We start from the raw sequence: 19,119 nt of genomic DNA on the forward strand, positions 1-19,119 counted from the left end.
TGCGTAGGCGGACAAATCGCTTAATTCTTTCAATTTAGGCCTCTTTCTGTGGCATAGAACTGGCAAAGCCAACAATATCAATTGAAGCTTGTTTCTCTTTTGTCCCTTTTCCCAAACCCTCATTTTATACTCCCATGATCCACAGTTACCTTCGCATTGCCTGGAGAAGTCTATCCAAAAGAAAGCTTTTTACTTCTATCAACCTCACCGGTTTGGTCTTGGGCCTAAGTTCTTTCCTGTTGCTGTTTTCTTTTGTAGCATCTGAATGGACCTACAATGATTTTCATGAGAATAAGGACAACATATTCAGGTTGGTGCTGACTGATGGAAACAGTGAACCTGAGATTTTTCTTCCTCCCGGATATGCAGCGGTAATGGAATCACAGTTTACGGATATAGCCCAAGTCAATACCTTGGCAAGTCAGATAGCAGGTGGATTGGTCATCATCCCCGATACCAAGGAATCTTTCAAAGAGGATCGGATCATGTATGCGGACGGGGATTTTTTCAAGGCATTTTCCTTTCCAATATTTAAAGGAAATGCCGATCTGACCCAACCAAATTCGGTGGTAATTTCAGCTACATTGGCAAAGAAGTTTTTTGGCAGTGAAAACGGGATAGGCAAAACCATTCAGGTGAGCAACCAATTTGGCAAAACCGACTATACCGTCAGCGGGATTTTGGATGAAATTTCTGACAGGTCTGATATCAAAGGAGAGATCTTTCTCTCCATCCATACTTTGGAAAATGCAGCCAACCGCAATGGAAACGATTGGGCAGACCCCAATGGAATGGAATCCGGTTTTGTCAACCTCTTCGTCACCCTCAAAGACGGAGTTGACAAATCAAACACAGAAAACCTGATCACGCAATTTGTAAGGCAAAATCCGGATGCCAAGGACGAAACTGTCATCTTGCAGTCGCTTTCTGAGATCCATTTGGGCAATTCCTTATCTGATCCTTTGCCAACACAGGGAAGTATGGGCACTGTGCTGGTTTTCGCAGCCATTGCTTTGTTGATATTGGCAATAGCTTATGTCAATTACCTGAACCTTTCCGCTGCAAACATCCTGACAAGGATCAAGGAAATCCGGATGAGAAAAGTGCTGGGCGCCGGTAGTTGGCAGCTTGCACAGCAGTTTATGATAGAGACTTTGATGCTGATGGCATTTGCATTCGGGATTTCTTTTTTGATTGTCAATCTGTTGGAAAGTCGGTTTGAGAAAATATTCGGACAGGCGCTTTGGTTTGGGGCATATGCATTGCCGGTATTTTGGTTGGTGGTTTTTGCCATATTCATGCTTTGTACCCTTCTTTCAGGATTTTATGTGGTGGCACTTTCCGGGAAATTTGGACATCAGTTTCAGATCAATTTTCAGCCAAAAAGCAGTCAAACGCTCAAGAAATCACTTGTCATCCTGCAGTTTGCCATATCGGTGACCATCATCGTAGGTACCATCGCCATCCGCGACCAACTCAGTTTTATGCAAAACCAAAATCTGGGAATGGACCTCACACAGAAGTTGGTGATAGATGGGCCAAGTGATATCGGTGAAAACGGAGCTTCCAAAATATCAGCTTTCAAATCAACGGTCAGGTCACAGGCTTTTGTGGAGAAATTAAGCACTTCCAATGCCTTGCCGGGAATCGGATACAATTTCTTTGCGAGTGGCATCACGCCGATGGTACCCCGTCCAGAGGACAAAGACAAATCCTATGGCATGATGATCATGGATGATGAATTTGTCAATACCTATGGGATGACCTTGGTGGCAGGAAGAAATTTCACTACCGAAGAAGCAAGTCAAGGATGGGGTAATTCCAAAAAACTCATGCTCAATGAAAAAGCAGCATTGGAATTGGGATTTGAATCCGGTGAAGCGGCAGTGGGGCAAAGTATCCTGTGGGGAGACCCTTACGAAATTTTGGCTGTGGTCAAGGATTACCACCACATGTCTTTGAAAGAAGAGATCAAGCCGATGGTTTTTTTACCATCACAAGCATCGGGGTATTTCAGCATGGTCGTCAGCAGCAACCAAATGAGGGCCAACCTAGAATCTATCGAGGAGATTTATGAGGGAATTTTTCCCGGAAATCCCTTTTCCTATTTCTTCATGGACGAACGGTATGCCGTGCAATACAAACAGGAACAGCAGTTAGGACAGGCATTTTTGGTAGGAGGGATCATTGCCATTATGATATCCTGCATGGGTTTGTTTGCCTTGGCAGCCTACACTGTCCAACAAAAATCCAAGGAAATCGGAATCCGCAAAGTACTTGGCGCCAGCAGTGAAAGCCTTATCCAACTTGTCAGCAAGGATTTTGTCATCTTGGTGGGGATTGCTTTGCTGTTGGCCTTTCCTTTTTCCTGGTGGGCATTGGATACATGGCAGTCAGGATTTCCGTACAAAGCAGGAATCTCATTTTCCACATTCCTGTTAGCGGGAGGTCTGACCTTGTTGATCGCATTGGTGACTGTGGGTTCGCAGGCTTTGAAAGCCGCTTGGGCCAATCCCGTGGATTCCATTAAGGATGAATGAAATTTATAAATCACCCCAGAGTTCACAGGGGGCACGGAAGGCATTGAGAAAAAGGAAAAATGTTTGTGGAGACACAAAAATTGGCGAAATAATGTGAAAAGGGTAAAGAGTTAAAGATTATTCGATTTAGGGGAGGTAAACAATTGCTACGGATTCCATTTCTGTTTCTCCGGATCTTTCGAAAAAAATTTATTCCCTGCAATTGTTCCTATTTGACCCTAATCATTTTCCTCTTTCAAATTGATGATATAAGACAAAAGGGCGTCAGTCTCTTCTTCGCTCATACCATTGAGCAAGCCGTTATACATCAATGACTTTTCGTATGATTCTTCACTTTTCACTTCAGCCTTTGGAATATCCAGGACACGGTTTCCAATAACCATCAACTTGATATAATCCTGGTCCGTACCCACAACTCTTCCCAAAAATACCTCACCATTCACATTGGTGATTTTAGTAGCAATCATTCCGGGTTTTAACCGTAGGGAAGGATTGTTGATTTCCTCCAGCAATTCAGTTTTGGAATAGAATTTTCCAATGTCCATGAGGTCAGGACCGATTAAGTCACTTTTACCATCTACACTGTGACAGGCGCTACAGGCTTTTTCGGCAAAAAGCTGTTTTCCTGCAGCCAAAACATCTTCTGAGGAGGAAGACGATTTTTCTTCAGCGAGCATTTCGCGCGGCATTGGTTTGATCCAAGGGGCATAGGTCATTCTGTAAATGGCCCCTTCTATCTGTTCGATAGGCTGATACCAATAGTCGGTCTTTCCGACATGGGTAATGTAAAGGTCACCATTTGACCCAAATGCCAAATCGGATATTTTCGGAATTCTTTTGGCTACCGGTATTTCCTCAATTTGGTAGGTTCCGTCTTCTTGACGTTCTATTTCCAACCTACTGATAGCACCCCGTTCCCATCTTTCACCCGGTCCAAAAAATGATACAAAAAGGTCACCTTCAGTTCCTCCAAAATCATTTGTCATGGGATTGAAAACCATTCCTGCAGGTGCCACTTCGGAGACAAAATTGTGGATCGGTAATTCCTTGGATTCAGGATTGTTGTATTTAGCAGGATGGTGTCCATAGAATTTGCCCTGCTGTGCGCGATTGAGTTCTTCGGTGGGATTTCCTCCGCCGCCATTGTCTATAAACAAGAGGTCATTGTATTGATTGAAAACCATACTGTGGACTGATCTCACTCCTGTAACAAATTTTTCTACTTCTTTTCCGTCAGGGCTGATTCGGAGTACCGCACCTCTAAATCCATCGGGATCCGCGGCTGCGCCTGCATTCCATGAATCTGTGGACAAAACAACATATAAGTAGCCATCAGGCCCAAAAGTCAATCCGGAAGTAAATTCATAGGGATGTTCGGATTGAGGTATTTTATCAAAAAATGTTTTGCTAATATCAGCTTTCCCATCACCGTCTTGGTCTGTATAAATCCGGATTTCTTGTGCAGTGCCAACATAAAGTTCATTGCCTTTGAATAAAAGGCCGACAGGAGTGCGGAGTCCATCATCTTTCACATTACAAAACAGCCTTGCCTCATCTTCCCAACCATCTCCATCAGAATCATGGAGCGAATAGATTTCTCCGGTGTTGTTTGCTACATACAGTACACTGTCCGGTCCCAAGATGATTTTAACAGGATTTCTGACTTTGACTCCTTTTTCTATGGGAAGTTTGATGATGGCATAAGAACCAAAAACATCGATATCTTTCTCCCTCAGCCTTTCAACTGTTTCCTGATCAAGTGCGGATTTCCCTTGATTTTGACAGGAAATAATCAAAACGGCTAGAAATATCGAACAAACAAAGGAGCCTATTTTAACAAAAAGATAGACCTTGTTGGTCTTTTTACATGTTGTGGTCATAGGTGCTTTTGATTGTTAAAAACTTAAAATATTTAAAGGATAGAATTGCAGAATGGAAAAAAAGAAAAACCTGTATTAAATGAATTTTTCCCCTATTTCAAACCTATTAAATGTAGGTTAAAGGAATTAAATTTTGATTCGAAATTTGAATATTTATTTATTACAATGAATCAAATCAAAACACGGGAAAACCAATAGTAAAAAACAGGTTCAAGGTCTTTGAGTCCATAGAAATGAGGAAGTTACCAGATCCTAATCATTTCCGCATTCCTAAATCCAAATTCACAAAGTCTTCCTTCAATTTATTGACCGTGAGCGAACAAAATCAGTCCTGTACGGACAATGAATGTTCTTAAAATTGCCAATTTATACTCTTTAAGCCTGTTTTTGGCTTTGGCACAATCTCTGAAAAAGATATGGAAACCAATTCTTATTCTATAGCCATGAAAAACAGCAAATCCATCATTCTCGCTTTTTCTCTTTTCTTTATCGCCATATCAGTGTTGGCACAACAAACCGAAACCCGTACACCGGGTAATTTTACAAAAATATACTCAGGCGGAAGTTGGGATGTCATCGTCCAAAAGGGAAACAAAGACGAGGTCCGCTTGGAATCCACCAACATTTCATTGGACAAAGTCATCACCGAAGTTGAAAACAATACCTTAAAAATTTCCCTCGAAAAAGGCAATTACCGGAATATCGGCTTGACTGTCTATGTGACTGTCAGGGAAGTGGAAGGTTTGAAAAGCACCGGTTCGGGAAGTATCAAGATGCAATCTGATATTTCTGCAGGGTCGCTTTCCTTGGGAAATACAGGTTCAGGGAGTGTCATTTTGAAAAACGTAAATGCGGACAACCTATCTGTGGGATTGACAGGATCGGGAATCGTGTCCATCGCAGGTGGAACTGTAGGAACGCTTAGTGTATCCCAAACAGGTTCAGGCGATTTCAAAGGTTCTGAATTGGTAGCTGAAAAAGCGAGCATCAACAAAACAGGTTCAGGACAATCATACATTGGCGCGGTAGAAAACCTGAATGTGAAATCCACGGGTTCCGGAAATGTTTATTATTCAGGAAATCCTGAGAGTACCAATATATCCTCTACAGGTTCGGCAAGGGTGATTAAAAAGAGTGATCAGTAGACAGTAATCAGTGGTCAGTATTCAGTTTTTGGAATGATGAATTCGGAATGATAAAATTTAAAATGTTGGATTCGAAAAGAAAAAGAGATGCAAGATGCAAGTCGCAAGATTCAAGACTTGACATCTCGACTATAACGAGAACTCGACAACCTGCCTACCGCAGGCAGGCGCGCAGCAGACAAATATGACAACGCACAGCAGGCAACAATTACAACCACTATAACCACTACAACCACTAGAACTCTACAACCATGGTCAGCACCTATTTCAAAATCGTATTCAGAAATACCAAAAAGCATCCGCTATATGTCATGATCAACATCTTTGGTTTGGCTGTTGGGATGGCAGTAAGTATTTTGATTCTTTTGTTTGTCAAGCATGAACTGAGTTACGACAAATACCATGAAAATTCTGACCGAATTGTAAGGGTTTCGCGGGCTTGGTTCAATCAGGATGGAGAAATCAGTCTTCACCTTGGCCATGCTGCTCCGCCTTTTGGGCCACTGATCAAATCTGACTTTGGAGATGATGTGGAACAAACAGTAAGGTTTTTCAATTTCAACCCTTTGGTCAAATACAATGATGACGCGTTTGTAGAGGAGCGCTTTTTTTTCGCTGATCCGGAGGTTTTCGAAGTGTTTTCATGGAAGCTGCTTGAAGGAAAATCTGATGTGCTTGGCCAATTCAGCGATGCGATTATCCTGACTGAGACCATGGCCAAAAAATATTTTGGCAATGAAAATCCTATCGGAAAAACCTTGGAATTGGAGCTTGTCGGAAACAGGGTCCCTTTTCAGGTTCGGGGACTGATGGAAGATGTTCCTGACAATTCTCATTTTCAGGTGGATTTCCTCGCTTCAATGCGGCCTGTCAATGATTTTTATGGAGGGGAAGAGCAGATGATGCAAAATTATGGTTCCAATAATTTCTCTACTTACCTTCTTTTGGCCGAAGGTGTGAAAGCAGAAGTTTTGGAAGCCAAATTGCCCGAGCTGATCGATAGGCACATGGGCGAAAATCAGGCTGGAGTTCCTGCTTCCAAAGGTACCCAATTGTTTCTTTGGCCTTTGACAGATATTCACCTTCATTCCAACCTTGATTCAGAAATAGAACCAAACGGAAATATCGATTATGTCTATGTTTATTTGGCAGTAGCGCTGTTTATCCTTTTGATTGCTTGTATCAATTTCATGAATTTATCCACGGCACGGTCTTCACTGCGCTCTATGGAAGTGGGGTTGAGGAAAGTGATGGGGGCTGACAGGTCCGGTTTGGTAAGGCAGTTTATGGGAGAGTCATTTGTCCTGGCATTTATTGCTTTGGTTTTTGCCGTGATTCTGGTATTTGTGTTCTTGCCGGTTTTTGCCAATTTCACGGATAAAGCATTAAGCTTTAACCTTATTAAAAATCCTGAGTACTTATTTGGATTGCTAGGTTTGGCGCTCTTTGTTGGTTTGATATCAGGAAGTTATCCTGCTTTGTTTTTATCTGGATTTACACCTTCCAAAGTCCTGAAAGGTGTCTTTAAAGCCGGTTCGGGACACAAGCAATTCAGGTCAGCTTTGGTCACAGGGCAGTTTGCCATATCGGTCATGCTGATCGTGGCGGTATTGGTAGTGATCAGCCAACTCAATTTTATGCAATCCAAAGACCTTGGATTCAAGAAGGATGATCTGGTGGTCCTGCCTGCCAATCAAAATATTACAGGCAATTATTTGATCCTCAAAGACCGGCTGGAAAACCACCCCGGAATCAGGGAAGTGAGTATTTCTAGCAGGGTTCCATCAGGCCGTTTGCTCGATTCACAAGGCGCTTCTGCAGAAGTCAACGGTGAGTTGAGTCAGGTCAATGTGCGGATCGCAGATATCCATGTTGCCCATAATTTTACCCAGACATTCGGTATTCCGATCGTGGCAGGCAGGACTTTTGATTATTTACAGGCGACAGATTCTACAGAAGCATTTGTCTTAAATGAAGCGGCTATCAGGGCCATCGGTTGGTCAAGTCCTGAGGAAGCTGTTGGAAAGCAATTCAACTATGGCGGCAGAAAAGGTTATGTGACAGGTGTGATGAAGGATTTTCATTTTGAATCGCTTCATCAGCCTATTGTTCCGATCGTATTTATGATTTCGGTGGATCGGAGCAATCTTGTGACCATCAAAATCGATGCAGAAAAGAAAGAAGAGACTTTGGCCTACCTGAAAGAGGAATGGCAGCAGTTGAGACCCGATTATCCCTTTGATCCGCTTTTTGTGGATGAAGGATTCAACAGGCAATATGAGGCCGAAAATAAGGTGAAGACCATCTTCACTTTTTTTGCAGGGTTGGCTGTACTGATTTCAATTTTAGGTTTGTTGGGTTTGACGACTTTTGAGACCGAACAGCGGACAAGGGAAATAGGAATCCGAAAAGTAATGGGAGCAGAGACATTCAATATTGTGACATTGTTGGGCAAAGACTTTATGAAACTTGTCTTTTTCGGATTTTTGATCGCGGTGCCCATATCCTGGTATGGCATGTCGCAGTGGTTGGAGGATTTTGCTTTTAGGATAGGGATTTCTTGGCAGGTATTTTTGATTGCTGGCTTGGTAGCGGGTTTGATTGCAGCGGTCACCGTTTCAGGTCAGGCGATTAAAGCAGCTTTGGCCAATCCGGTGAAATCGATAAAGAATGAATAAATAAATCCTGTTGAACCTAAACCAAAAAATCCACCTCAGGCATCGACCGGGTGGATTTTTCTTTTTTTCAGCTCAAAAAATCAGCACTTCATTTTTGCCCACTGGCGGACAAAAATGTTCGGGTTTTTAAGCAAAATATTACACAAACAGCCTTTTTGATAAATAGAAGGCATTTTTCTGATGGCATGGAAGTGGGATAATGTGAAATGATGAATTTAAAATAATGTATTCAGAATTTCGGATTCCGATAACCCAACAACCTGATAACTCGACTACGAGAAGCTGAGAACAATTGTGACAACTACAAACATTACAACCATAACCCCATGCTCAAAAATTACTTTAGAATCGCTTGGAGAAACCTCGTAAGGAATAAATCCTTCAGCATAATCAATATCCTTGGCTTGGCGGTAAGTATGTCTATTTGTTTGCTGATTATCATGATCGTGATGGACCAGTATAGCTATGATTCCTACCATAGCCAAAAGGATAGAATCTACAGGGTACATTCGACGGAGTATCAGACCAACCAAGGAGAAACAGCGAGCTCTGCTTTGCCGTTGGCTGAAAAACTGAAAAGGGAATACCCTATTATAGCTGAGGCTTCGGCCCTCAACAGTGAAATTGGGGGAGATGTCATCTATGAAGATAAGTTTGCATCGGGAGGAGGTTATTTTGCTGATGAGAACATTTTTAAAATACTTGATTTTTCTTTCAGGGAAGGAAATCCCGAAACAGCATTGAAAAAACCTTTTTCTCTGGTCATCACTTCAGAGTTGGCGGAGATACTATTTAATAATGAATCAGCCCTTGGCAAAACAGTCGCTTTCCACGACAAAGATATCAGGGCCACCGATATTGAGGAAGGCAATATTGAAACTGACTTCGGCTACTTTACCATCACAGGTGTACTCAACCCCAATCCCGGCAAAACCCATCTACCCTTCAAACTTTTGGCCTCAATGAGTACAATGAAATCCTTACCAGAAGGATCGGTATTGGCTACAGATGAGCAGGATTGGAACAACGTTTGGACCAATTATACTTACGTGCTATTGGAGGAAGGCAAGAAAAAAAGCGACTTTCAATCAATTCTTGATAAAGTTTCTGAGGAAATATATGGGTCAAAATTTGAGAACAAACATTCTTTTAAAGCTGTCGCATTGGGAGAAATTAACCCGATGGGGATAATTGGAAACACAACCCATGTTGGGATTCCAAAAGTAGTCCTGTTGATATTGGGTGTGCTATGTATCATTGTAATGATATCAGCCTGTCTGAACTATACCAATATGTCGGTGGCCAGAGCACTCACCAGGATCCGAGAGGTAGGGATCAGGAAGGTTTCAGGTGCAAGCAAGACACAGATTTTTGCACAGTTTATTACTGAAGCTGTGGTTATTTCCCTTTGCTCATTGGTCTTGGCTTTCTTTCTGCTCCAGTTACTCCAAAAAGGCGTGGCAGGTATGACTTTTGACAAGTATCTCAAGATATCCTTTGATCAAAATCTACCTGCAATATTGATTTTTATAGGTTTCAGCATTACTGTTGGGATTTTGGCTGGATTGCTTCCTGCTTCCTATGTGTCCAAACTGAATCCCATTAACTTATTCAATAAATTAAGTGGAGTCCGATTGTTCAAAAACCTGAGGATAAGAAATATCCTGTTGGTGGTACAGTTTTCCATTTCTCTGATTTTCATTATTTCAGTAGTGCTGATCAAGTCACAATCCATGCATATGTTGAATTTCGATTATGGATTTGAAAAGGATAACATTGTTACCGTTAAGCTTTACAACACTGAGAACTACTCGAGATTTGCCCAAGCTGTAACTTCCAATCCATCAGTCATCGAAGTAGGGGCGTCATCGCTGTTGCCTGCAGGAGGTTGGAATTTTGGAAGTGATGTGGTGAACCCTGATTTTCCTTTGGATAGTATTTCCACCAATTTCTTTGACATCAATTCCTCAGCAGTAGATGTTTTTGCATTGGAAATCCTGGCAGGGTCTAACCTTCCTGCTGAAGGAAGTCCCAATCTGGTCTTGATAAATGAAAAGGCAGTAGGGGAATTCAAATTCGGAAGTGTGGATGAGGCTGTCGGGAAGCAATTTACAATAAATACTAACGGTGAATACCAAAATTTGCAGGTAGCAGGTGTGGTCAGGGATTTTCAGTTTCTTCCATCCATCAGAGAAATGCAAAGCTTGGTATTGCGAAACAGGGAAGACCAACTTGGCTTTGCTTTGGTTAAAATTTCAAACCAAAACCAAGCTGAGACGCTTGCGGCATTGGAATCATCCTGGAAAGAAGTGAATCCGAATTCCAAGTTTTCTTACAAATTTCTGGACGAAGAGCTGTTATTCATACATCAGGTTTTGGGTGATGTATCCTCCGTGATCGGTTTGATTTCCTTTTTAGCAGTATTTGTTTCTTGTTTGGGACTCTTGGGAATGGCAACCTATACCGCCCAAACGCGGATCAAAGAAATCGGGATAAGAAAAACCCTTGGGTCAAGTACGCCTCAGATCGTCTTTTTATTATCTAAGGCATTTTTGGTCTTATTGGGGATCGCTGTTTTGGTAGCAGTACCATCAGCCTATTTCATCAATAATTTGTGGCTCAATTTCTTCGCCTCTAGGGTTAGTATCGGAGTAGTTCCGATCGGGATTGGAGTAGGAGCTGTTTTGTTGATCAGTTTGGGGATAATCTTTTCCCAAGCTTATAGGGCGGCAACCATTAATCCCATTGAAAGTCTTAGAAATGATTAAAATCAAGGAGGATCAGGGTGACGCAACCTGACAACGAACTACACAACATTGACAACCTGACAACAATCATAACAAATACAACCACTACAACAATTTCTTCCATGCTCAAAAACTATTTCAAAATCGCCTGGCGCTCTCTTACACGAAGCAAATGGATCGGGGCCATCAATATCCTCGGTCTGACTATTGGGATTACTGCGGCATTGTTGCTATTTATCGTAGTGCAGCACGAACTGAGTTATGATAAGTTTCAAAGCAATTATGACAAAATCTACCGGGTTGTCTCCCACGATACATATGAAAACATCACCGAAAAAACACCCGGTGTTTCCAATCCTGTGCCGGATGCCTTGATGGCAGATCAGGGAAGGTTTGAAAAGGTGGTACCTGTGATTTCCCATTATGATGTTCAAGTCAATGTCCAATCGGATGATAAACCTTCAGAAATAAACAAATTTAGATCTGAGTCTCTGTTTTTCTCCACATCGGAATATGCAGACTTGTTTGACTTGGAGTTTTTGGCAGGAAGTGCAGGGGTCTTGAACCAACCGGAAATGGTTGTTTTGACGCGCGCAGAAGGAGACAGGTTTTTTGGATCTTGGCAAACTGCACAAGGGAAATCACTTCAGCTTACCAATGGCGTGAATTTGGAAGTAGGTGCGGTGGTAGCGGACATACCTGAAAACAGTAATTTTAATTTTGACATCTTGGTTTCTTATGAGACACTCAGATCGCATCAGGATGTATTTGGGTATGATCTTGGAGAATGGGGGAGTACCGGGAGTAATTTTCAGGCCTATGTTTTGGTGGATCCCAATGCAGATCTGACTTTGATTCAGAGTCAGTTGGATGATTTTTCTAAAAAGCACTTCGAAGGTCGGGGAACTTCTATTAGGACACATCACCTGCAGCCGATGAGTGATATCCATTTTAATTCTGATCTGGAGCCGCTGACCGGAAGATTGGTCCGAAAATCAACGATACAGACTTTGATCATTGTAGGGGTTTTTATTCTGATTATGGCCTCGATCAACTTTGTCAATCTGAGCACGTCACAGGCCATCGGCAGAAGCAAAGAAATCGGCGTGCGCAAAGTGATGGGCAGCTCAAAATCCCAAATAGCTTTGCAATCCTTTGGAGAGACTTTTTTGACCATCGCGCTGGCTTCTGTTTTGTCATTTGGATTAGCCAATCTTTTATTGCCTTTTTTGGATAAGATCGCAGATGTCCCGGCTACAATCAGTTTCTTTCAGCAGCCTATTTTATTTTTTATGTTGGCTTTGATATCTATCCTGACCTTGCTCGCAGGCTTTTATCCTGCCATGATTATTTCCAAATTTCAGCCTATCCGCGCATTGAAAAACAAGTTTCAAGGCGCAGAGATAGGAGGCGTTTCTATCAGAAGAGGTTTGGTGGTATTGCAGTTTGCCATTGCACAGATCCTGATGATCGGTACATTGATTGCAATCAGACAGATGAATCTGGTTCAAAATACTGACCTTGGCTTTAACAAGGATGCGGTTTACTTTATCGATGTACCTACTGATTCCAAATCAGATGTTCGGATTGAAGGATTCAAGCAGCAGTTACTGGGGATTCCCGGCGTGATAGGAGCGAGTATGGCTTCAGATGTACCCTCCTCGGACAACAACTCCGCTTCGAATTTTTATTTTGACAACAAGAGTAAGGACATTGTTTTTCCTGCTTTTCTCAAGTTTGCAGACGAGGACTATTTTGATTTGTATGAAATGGAATTTGTTGCGGGTCAGGGATATCCTATGAGTGATACCATCCGAAATGTGGTGATCAACGAGACCATGGCGAAGAAACTTTTGATTCCATCCCCGGAGGAAGCCATCGGCAAAAACATCCGACTAGGAGGTGGCGGAGATTGGGTTCCCATCACAGGTGTGGTAAAAGATTTCACGGTCAATTCACTTCGCGAAGAAATTAAGCAATTGCTGATTACGAGTAACAAACCAAACTACAGGCAAGTTGCGGTTCGCCTTGACAGATCTGCGCAAAAGGCAACACTGGAGGCGATTCAGGGAAAGTTTGAAGAAATATATCCGGAACAAATTTACAGCGGAAATTTTCTTGATGAATCTATTGCCGCGTTTTATGAAAGCGAGCAGAAGCTGGCTTTGGTTTATAAAATATTTGCGGTGCTTTCCATTTTGATTTCCTGTATCGGACTTTATGGCTTGGTGTCATTTATGGTGGGTCAAAAAGTAAAAGAAATTGGAATTCGAAAAGTCCTTGGCGCATCGGTAACACAGATTACCTTGATGCTTTCCAAGGAATTTATCTTAATGGTTTTGCTGGCATTTGTGATTGCCATTCCGCTAGCCTATTTCATGGTGCAGGAATGGTTGGCTTCCTTTGCCTTCAAAACCCCGATGTCGGTCGGTTTATTCTTTTCAGTGATGTTAGTTTCCCTGCTGATCACCGCATTGACGGTAGGATCTAAAGCAATAAAAGCAGCCATTGCTAATCCGGTGGATAGTTTGACGGATGAATAAATAGACAAAAGATTTGAGACGTGAGATATGAGACGCAAAGAATCAAGAAGCAAGAAAAAAGACTTGGGGAAATAGGAATTAGGAATGATGAATTAATAATGAAAAATGAAGGATCCAGAAAATCCGACAACAATGGCCACCAACAGACCAAATCCACCAATTAGATCTGAGATTCTTCGCTACACTCAGAAAGACGGTTCACGAAACCAGACAACCTGACAACGCAAAGCAGATAACAATTAAAACTATTACAACCACCATAACCACTACAACCACTTTAATTTTCTTCCTATGTTCAAAAACATCTTCAAAACCGCAATCAGGAGTTTTTGGAAAACCAAAACGATCTCCTTGATCAATGTACTAGGCCTTTCCCTTGGTATAGCGATCTGCATTATCATTTCCCTGTTTTTGTTTAATGAACTGAGTTACGACAAGCATCACACAAATGCGGAGCGGATTTACAGGGTAAAATCCGACATCATATTCGGCGGAAACAGTTTCAATATGATCCAATGCCCTGCACCCATGGCTGAGGCCATGCCACTTGAGATTCCTGAAGTGGAAGCAGCAGTTCACTTTAGGAGTCAGGGATCATTTTTGGTCAAAAGGGAAGAAGATAACATTAAGGAAAATGATGTTGTCTATGCCGGTAAGGACTTTTTCAAAGTTTTTACTGTACCCTTGTTGGAAGGCAATGTTGAAGGTGCTTTGGATGAACCCAATACAATGGCCATCAGCAAAAAAACCGCGGACAAATTCTTCCCTAATGAAAGTGCCGTAGGCAAAACCCTGATTTTGGACAATAAATCCAATTATAAAATCACAGCTGTTTATGAAGACATGCCGGTCAACAGCCATTTTCATTTTGATCTGATCTTGGCTGCAGCCGGATTGGAAGAAGCTCAATCCACTTTTTGGTTGAGCAATAATTTTCCCACTTACCTTTTACTCCATGAAGGTGCTGATCCAGCTGCTGTCGATGCCAAACTCAAGGAAATGATCCAAACCCATGTTGTCCCGGCTTTGGGACAGGTGATGGGAGAAAGTTTTAGCCTGACGGAGTTTGAATCAAGCGGAAACAAAATTGATTATTCGCTTCAGCCTTTGCTTGATATCCACCTTTACAGTAACCTTCAAGGTGAGTTTGAACCCAATTTCAACATCACCTACATCTACATGTTTGCTGCCATCGCGGTATTTATTCTGTTGATAGCCTGTATCAATTTCATGAACCTTTCCACTGCAAGGTCTTCAAGCCGCGCCAAAGAGGTGGGAGTGAGAAAAGCGCTTGGATCGGGTAAGAAAGATCTGATGTGGCAATTTTTGACCGAAACCTTTTTGATGAGTTTGTTCTCTTTTATTGTCGCGTTGGCGATAACTGTCTTTTTGCTTCCGTTTTTCAACGAGCTTTCAAACCGCTCATTGGAGATTCCTTATTCCGACATTTTGTTTTACGTTAGCTTACTAGGAGGTGCGCTTTTCGTGGGACTTTTGGCAGGAATTTATCCTTCCTTTTTCCTTGCAGCCTTTGAACCGATAAAAGTTTTGAAAGGCAATTTGTCCGGCAGAAAAGGAAGTGGGTCTGTTAGAAGCAGCCTGGTAGTATTTCAGTTTGCAATCTCTATTATCCTGATCATTGCCACAGTTTCAGTATTCAGTCAGCTTAATTATATTCAGAAAAAGGAGCTCGGCTTCAACAAAGACCAAGTGATCATGGTGGAGGACATCTATGCCCTTGGAGATCAGGCGCAGTCCTTCAAAGACGAAATCGTGCAAAGCAGTTTGGTGGATGTGGGGACATTCAGCGGTTTTCTGCCTGTTTCCGGTACTTGGAGATCAGACAATCCATGGTGGGGTGAAGGCAAAGATCCAAAGCAGCAGGAGAACTTGGTAAGTCTTCAGAACTGGTCTGTTGATTTTGACTATATCAAAACTTTGGGAATGAAAATCGTAGAAGGGAGGGATTTTTCCGTGGAATTTCCTTCTGACTCCAATGCAGTGATACTAAATCAAACTGCCTTGAAGAACTTTAATCTGGAAGGAAATCCGATTGGACAGCGGATAGCCACTTTTTCCGGAAATCCTACAGATGGATTATCCAATATGGATTTGGAATACAAGACCATCGTGGGGATTGTCGAAAACTTCCACTTTGAATCCCTAAAGGAAAATATCAATGCCGTAATGATTTATCCCAGCAAAAGGCCTCAGGGATTTGCCTCTTTTAAGTTCAATGCCAAGGACAGTAAAGAAGTTATAGATCTGGTCGAATCAAAATGGAGGTCAATAGCACCGGGTCAACCCTTCAACTATTCATTCCTTGATGATAAGTTTGGCGATATGTACAAAGCCGAGTCCCGTATCGGAAAGGTTTTCGCTTCCTTTACCGTCATAGCCATTTTTATAGCCTGTCTCGGTTTATTTGCCTTGACAGCCTATACTGCAGAGCAAAGAAGAAAAGAAATCGGTATCAGAAAAGCACTTGGGGCAAGTGTGGGAGGGATAGTTTTCTTGCTTTCTCAAGAGTTTACCAAACTGGTTTTGATTGCTTTTGTCTTTGCTGCGCCTCTGGCTTGGTATGGCATGAGTCAGTGGCTGGAAGATTATCAATTCAGGATTGACTTAGGTTGGGAGATTTTTGTATTTTCTGCCTTGGGTGTTTTGTTGGTAGCGTGGGGAGTTATGGGAGTCCAATCTGTCCGTGCGGCAATGGCTAATCCGGTTGATTCTTTGAGAAGCGAGTGATTTGAGAAGCGAGACTTTGAGAATTCATAATGATGAATTAATAATTAAGAATGACGGATCCCGAAAACCCGACAACAATGACAACTTGATAACAATTAGAACAATTACAACCAAATAAAACCCCCATGATCCACCGCCATTTGAAAACCACACTTCGCTTCCTTTGGAGACAAAGACTGTTTACAGGGTTGAATATTCTAGGATTGGCGATTGGCATTGCTTCAAGCTGGATGATTTACAGGATCGTGGATTTTGAGTATAGTTATGATAAGGACCTTCCTCATAAGGAGAGGACATTTAGGCTCATAACTGGGGCGGTTTATGATGAAGGAGAATCAAGGTATGGAGGTGTGTCTGCACCAATCTATCAGGCTATCCGGGAGGAAGTTTCGGGTGTAGAGAAAGCTGTCCCTGTTTTTGGACAGTGGATAGGGAGCGTGGAAATTTCTCAGAAGGTAGGAAAACCAATACTCGTCGAAGATCAGGAGGGAATAGTGGCTGTCGATGAATCCTACTTTGAAATGGTTCCTTATACTTGGTTGGTGGGAAATTCCGCTTCAAGTTTTGAAAATCCCAATAATGTTGTTCTTACCGAAAACCGGGCAAGGGAATATTTTCCCCAATTGAAAATTGAAGAAATACTGGGAAAACCTTTGGTCTATAATGGGGAAATCCAAAAAACCATTTCCGGAATTGTCAAGGACTTGGAAGGTCCTACGGAATTTACCGCTCAGGAATTCATTTACCTCAAGCCGGAAGTTTACGCTCTTGGCGATTGGACCAATACGAATGGATCGGATAAACTCTATCTCAGGTTTTTTGAAGATTCCGATCCGGTGACGGTTTTGGAACAGATCAACGAACTATCAGCTTCCAAATGGGATGAGTTTAACAAAAACCGGGAGCAAAATCTCTCTGTAAAAAAATGGTATGAATTGCTTCCAATTTCAGAATCCCACTTTTCGACCCATATCAATGACTATAATTTAAGAAAAGCAAGCAAGCCTGTGATTTATGGACTCATTGGCATCGGCGGATTTCTTTTGCTCTTGGCCTGCATCAATTACATCAACCTCAGCACTGTGCAATTACCTCAAAGGAGTAAGGAAATAGGTGTCAGAAAGACGTTGGGAGGAGGAAGGGTTCAGCTGATCTCCCAGATATTAGGGGAGACATTGATCACCGTTTTGCTTTCAATAATTCTGGCATTTTTCCTTTCCAATTTCGCTTTCAAGCTTTTGGGAGATCTCATTCCTCAAGGAACTTTGGAGTATTCAAACCATATCGGAGCGGCTGTCTTCTTGGTTTTGCTTGTCTTGTTGTCAACCATGATGTCAGGAATTTATCCTGCTTGGCTCATCGCAAAGGTCAGGCCTATCAATATCATGCGTGGTCCAACTATTGTCAATACCGGAACAGGCAAGTTGACTTTGAGAAAGGGCCTGATTGTATTTCAATTTACCATCGCTCAAGTGTTCATTATCGGAGCGTTGGTCGTGGGACAACAGTTGAAATATGTGCTGCAAAAAGACCTGGGATTCAATAAAGAAGCGATTGTCCTTGTGGATATTCCCATCAAAATACTGTGGGACTCAGCCTTGCAGATCAAATCATTTCCTTTGCAAGAGGAATTGAAAAATGTCGAAGGTGTTCAAAAAGTCTCCTTAGGTAGTGAACCGTTGGCTACCGGATACAATTCGGCCCCATTTGCCTATATGGATGAAAACAGCGGTGTTTCCACAGAAAGACAACTCAATATCAAATGGGTTGATACCAATTACCTCGATGTATATGATATTGAGTTGGTTGCCGGAAGGAATATTGAATCTTCAGAAACTGAAAACGAATACCTGATCAATGAGACCGCGGCTAAGGCTTATGGATTTTCAAGCCCTCAGTATGCCATCGGGAAATTTATCAATAGAAGAGAGGGAGAAGCATTTCCTATCATAGGGGTGGTTAAGGATTTCCATATCAAAGATTTTTATACAGGAATTGAGCCCCTAGTCATGATTCATGAAAAGTCAAATCTTGGGACCTTCAATATCAAACTCAACAGCAATGATCCTTCACAATGGCAAAAGAGTCTGGCCGAAATAGAGGAAAAATGGTACAGCTTCTATCCGCCTGAGACCTTTTCATATAAGTTTTACGACGAAGCCTTGGAAGCCATTTATGTGCAGGAGCGGAATCTTTCAAAGCTTATCAACCTGACCACAGCTATTGCAATTGTGATCAGCTGTCTGGGATTGTTTGGACTGGCCTCGCTCACGGCCTTCCAAAGGACAAAAGAAATCGGAATCCGAAAAATATTAGGCGCAAATGTCGCGGGAATAGTTGCCATGCTTTCCAAGGACTTTGTCAAACTGGTAATTATCGCCATCCTGATTGCTTCTCCATTTGCTTGGTGGGCAGTGGATAAATGGTTGGAAGATTTTGCTTATAAGGTAACTGTCAATTGGTGGATCTTCGGATTTGCAGGATTGCTTGCTGCGGGGATAGCGATGTTGACCGTCGGCTTCCAATCCATTAAAGTTGCGATCCGGAATCCGGTGGACAGTTTAAGAAACGAGTGATTTTAGAGGCGAGAAGCGAGACATGAGACACGAGACAGATTCGCGAAAAGGAGAAGAAATCGTTATTGAACAAAGTATTATATACCAAGTACCAAGCCTCTTGAAAAGAAGCAAGATGCGAGAAGCGATAAGCGAGATTTACAGAAATGATGAATTATGAATGAATAATTAAGAATTTCGGATTCAGAATGAAAAATGAAATAAACATCGGTCGTCACTCTGAACGCAGTGAAGAGTCTCAGAAAAATGAGATTCATCACCT

General features: G+C 42.1%; 8 protein-coding genes. 7 read left to right on the top strand and 1 reads right to left on the bottom strand.

Going from position 1 to position 19,119, the window contains the following annotated elements; genetic code table 11:
- The first annotated feature begins 134 nt into the window (after window positions 1-134).
- Window positions 135-2,540, top strand: a complete 2,406-nt coding sequence (locus tag NK987_RS13040; RefSeq protein ID WP_259264201.1) for an ABC transporter permease — start codon at window positions 135-137, stop codon at window positions 2,538-2,540.
- 218 nt (window positions 2,541-2,758) lie between these two features.
- On the opposite strand, the gene NK987_RS13045 is transcribed toward NK987_RS13040, so the two are convergent.
- Window positions 2,759-4,420: a DUF7133 domain-containing protein gene (locus NK987_RS13045; RefSeq protein WP_259264202.1), complete on the bottom strand. Its 1,662-nt coding sequence runs from the start codon at window positions 4,418-4,420 to the stop codon at window positions 2,759-2,761.
- 416 nt (window positions 4,421-4,836) lie between these two features.
- Between NK987_RS13045 and NK987_RS13050 the strand changes: the two genes are divergently transcribed.
- The 6 genes from NK987_RS13050 (at window position 4,837) to NK987_RS13075 (ending at window position 18,857) form a co-directional block, all read left to right on the top strand.
- Window positions 4,837-5,565 carry a head GIN domain-containing protein gene (locus tag NK987_RS13050; RefSeq protein WP_259264203.1) on the top strand — a complete coding sequence of 243 codons (729 nt, stop codon included), beginning with the start codon at window positions 4,837-4,839 and terminating at the stop codon, window positions 5,563-5,565.
- 251 nt (window positions 5,566-5,816) lie between these two features.
- Window positions 5,817-8,243, top strand: a complete 2,427-nt coding sequence (locus NK987_RS13055; protein WP_259264204.1) for an ABC transporter permease — start codon at window positions 5,817-5,819, stop codon at window positions 8,241-8,243.
- 326 nt (window positions 8,244-8,569) lie between these two features.
- Window positions 8,570-11,011: an ABC transporter permease gene (locus NK987_RS13060; protein ID WP_259264205.1), complete on the top strand. Its 2,442-nt coding sequence runs from the start codon at window positions 8,570-8,572 to the stop codon at window positions 11,009-11,011.
- 101 nt (window positions 11,012-11,112) lie between these two features.
- A complete protein-coding gene (locus tag NK987_RS13065; protein ID WP_259264206.1) occupies window positions 11,113-13,533 on the top strand; it encodes an ABC transporter permease in 2,421 nt (806 codons plus the stop codon).
- A 291-nt stretch (window positions 13,534-13,824) separates the two neighbouring features.
- Complete coding sequence (locus NK987_RS13070; RefSeq protein WP_259264207.1) at window positions 13,825-16,281, top strand: ABC transporter permease; 2,457 nt, start codon at window positions 13,825-13,827, stop codon at window positions 16,279-16,281.
- 125 nt (window positions 16,282-16,406) lie between these two features.
- The gene (locus NK987_RS13075) at window positions 16,407-18,857 is read left to right on the top strand and encodes an ABC transporter permease (RefSeq protein WP_259264208.1); all 2,451 of its coding nucleotides are present in this window, start codon (window positions 16,407-16,409) and stop codon (window positions 18,855-18,857) included.
- The last annotated feature ends 262 nt before the right edge of the window (window positions 18,858-19,119 follow it).

Origin of the sequence: Aquiflexum gelatinilyticum, from assembly GCF_024813435.1 — a bacterium.
Taxonomy (GTDB): Bacteria; Bacteroidota; Bacteroidia; order Cytophagales; family Cyclobacteriaceae; genus Cognataquiflexum; species Cognataquiflexum gelatinilyticum.

What these genes read in the sequence shown, in the direction of transcription:
- NK987_RS13065 (WP_259264206.1), top strand. Translation starts at nt 11,113, where the DNA reads ATGCTCAAAAACTATTTCAAAATCGCCTGGCGCTCTCTTACACGAAGC.
- NK987_RS13055 (WP_259264204.1), top strand. Translation starts at nt 5,817, where the DNA reads ATGGTCAGCACCTATTTCAAAATCGTATTCAGAAATACCAAAAAGCAT.
- NK987_RS13045 (WP_259264202.1), bottom strand. Translation starts at nt 4,420, where the DNA reads ATGACCACAACATGTAAAAAGACCAACAAGGTCTATCTTTTTGTTAAA.
- NK987_RS13050 (WP_259264203.1), top strand. Translation starts at nt 4,837, where the DNA reads ATGGAAACCAATTCTTATTCTATAGCCATGAAAAACAGCAAATCCATC.
- NK987_RS13040 (WP_259264201.1), top strand. Translation starts at nt 135, where the DNA reads ATGATCCACAGTTACCTTCGCATTGCCTGGAGAAGTCTATCCAAAAGA.
- NK987_RS13075 (WP_259264208.1), top strand. Translation starts at nt 16,407, where the DNA reads ATGATCCACCGCCATTTGAAAACCACACTTCGCTTCCTTTGGAGACAA.
- NK987_RS13060 (WP_259264205.1), top strand. Translation starts at nt 8,570, where the DNA reads ATGCTCAAAAATTACTTTAGAATCGCTTGGAGAAACCTCGTAAGGAAT.
- NK987_RS13070 (WP_259264207.1), top strand. Translation starts at nt 13,825, where the DNA reads ATGTTCAAAAACATCTTCAAAACCGCAATCAGGAGTTTTTGGAAAACC.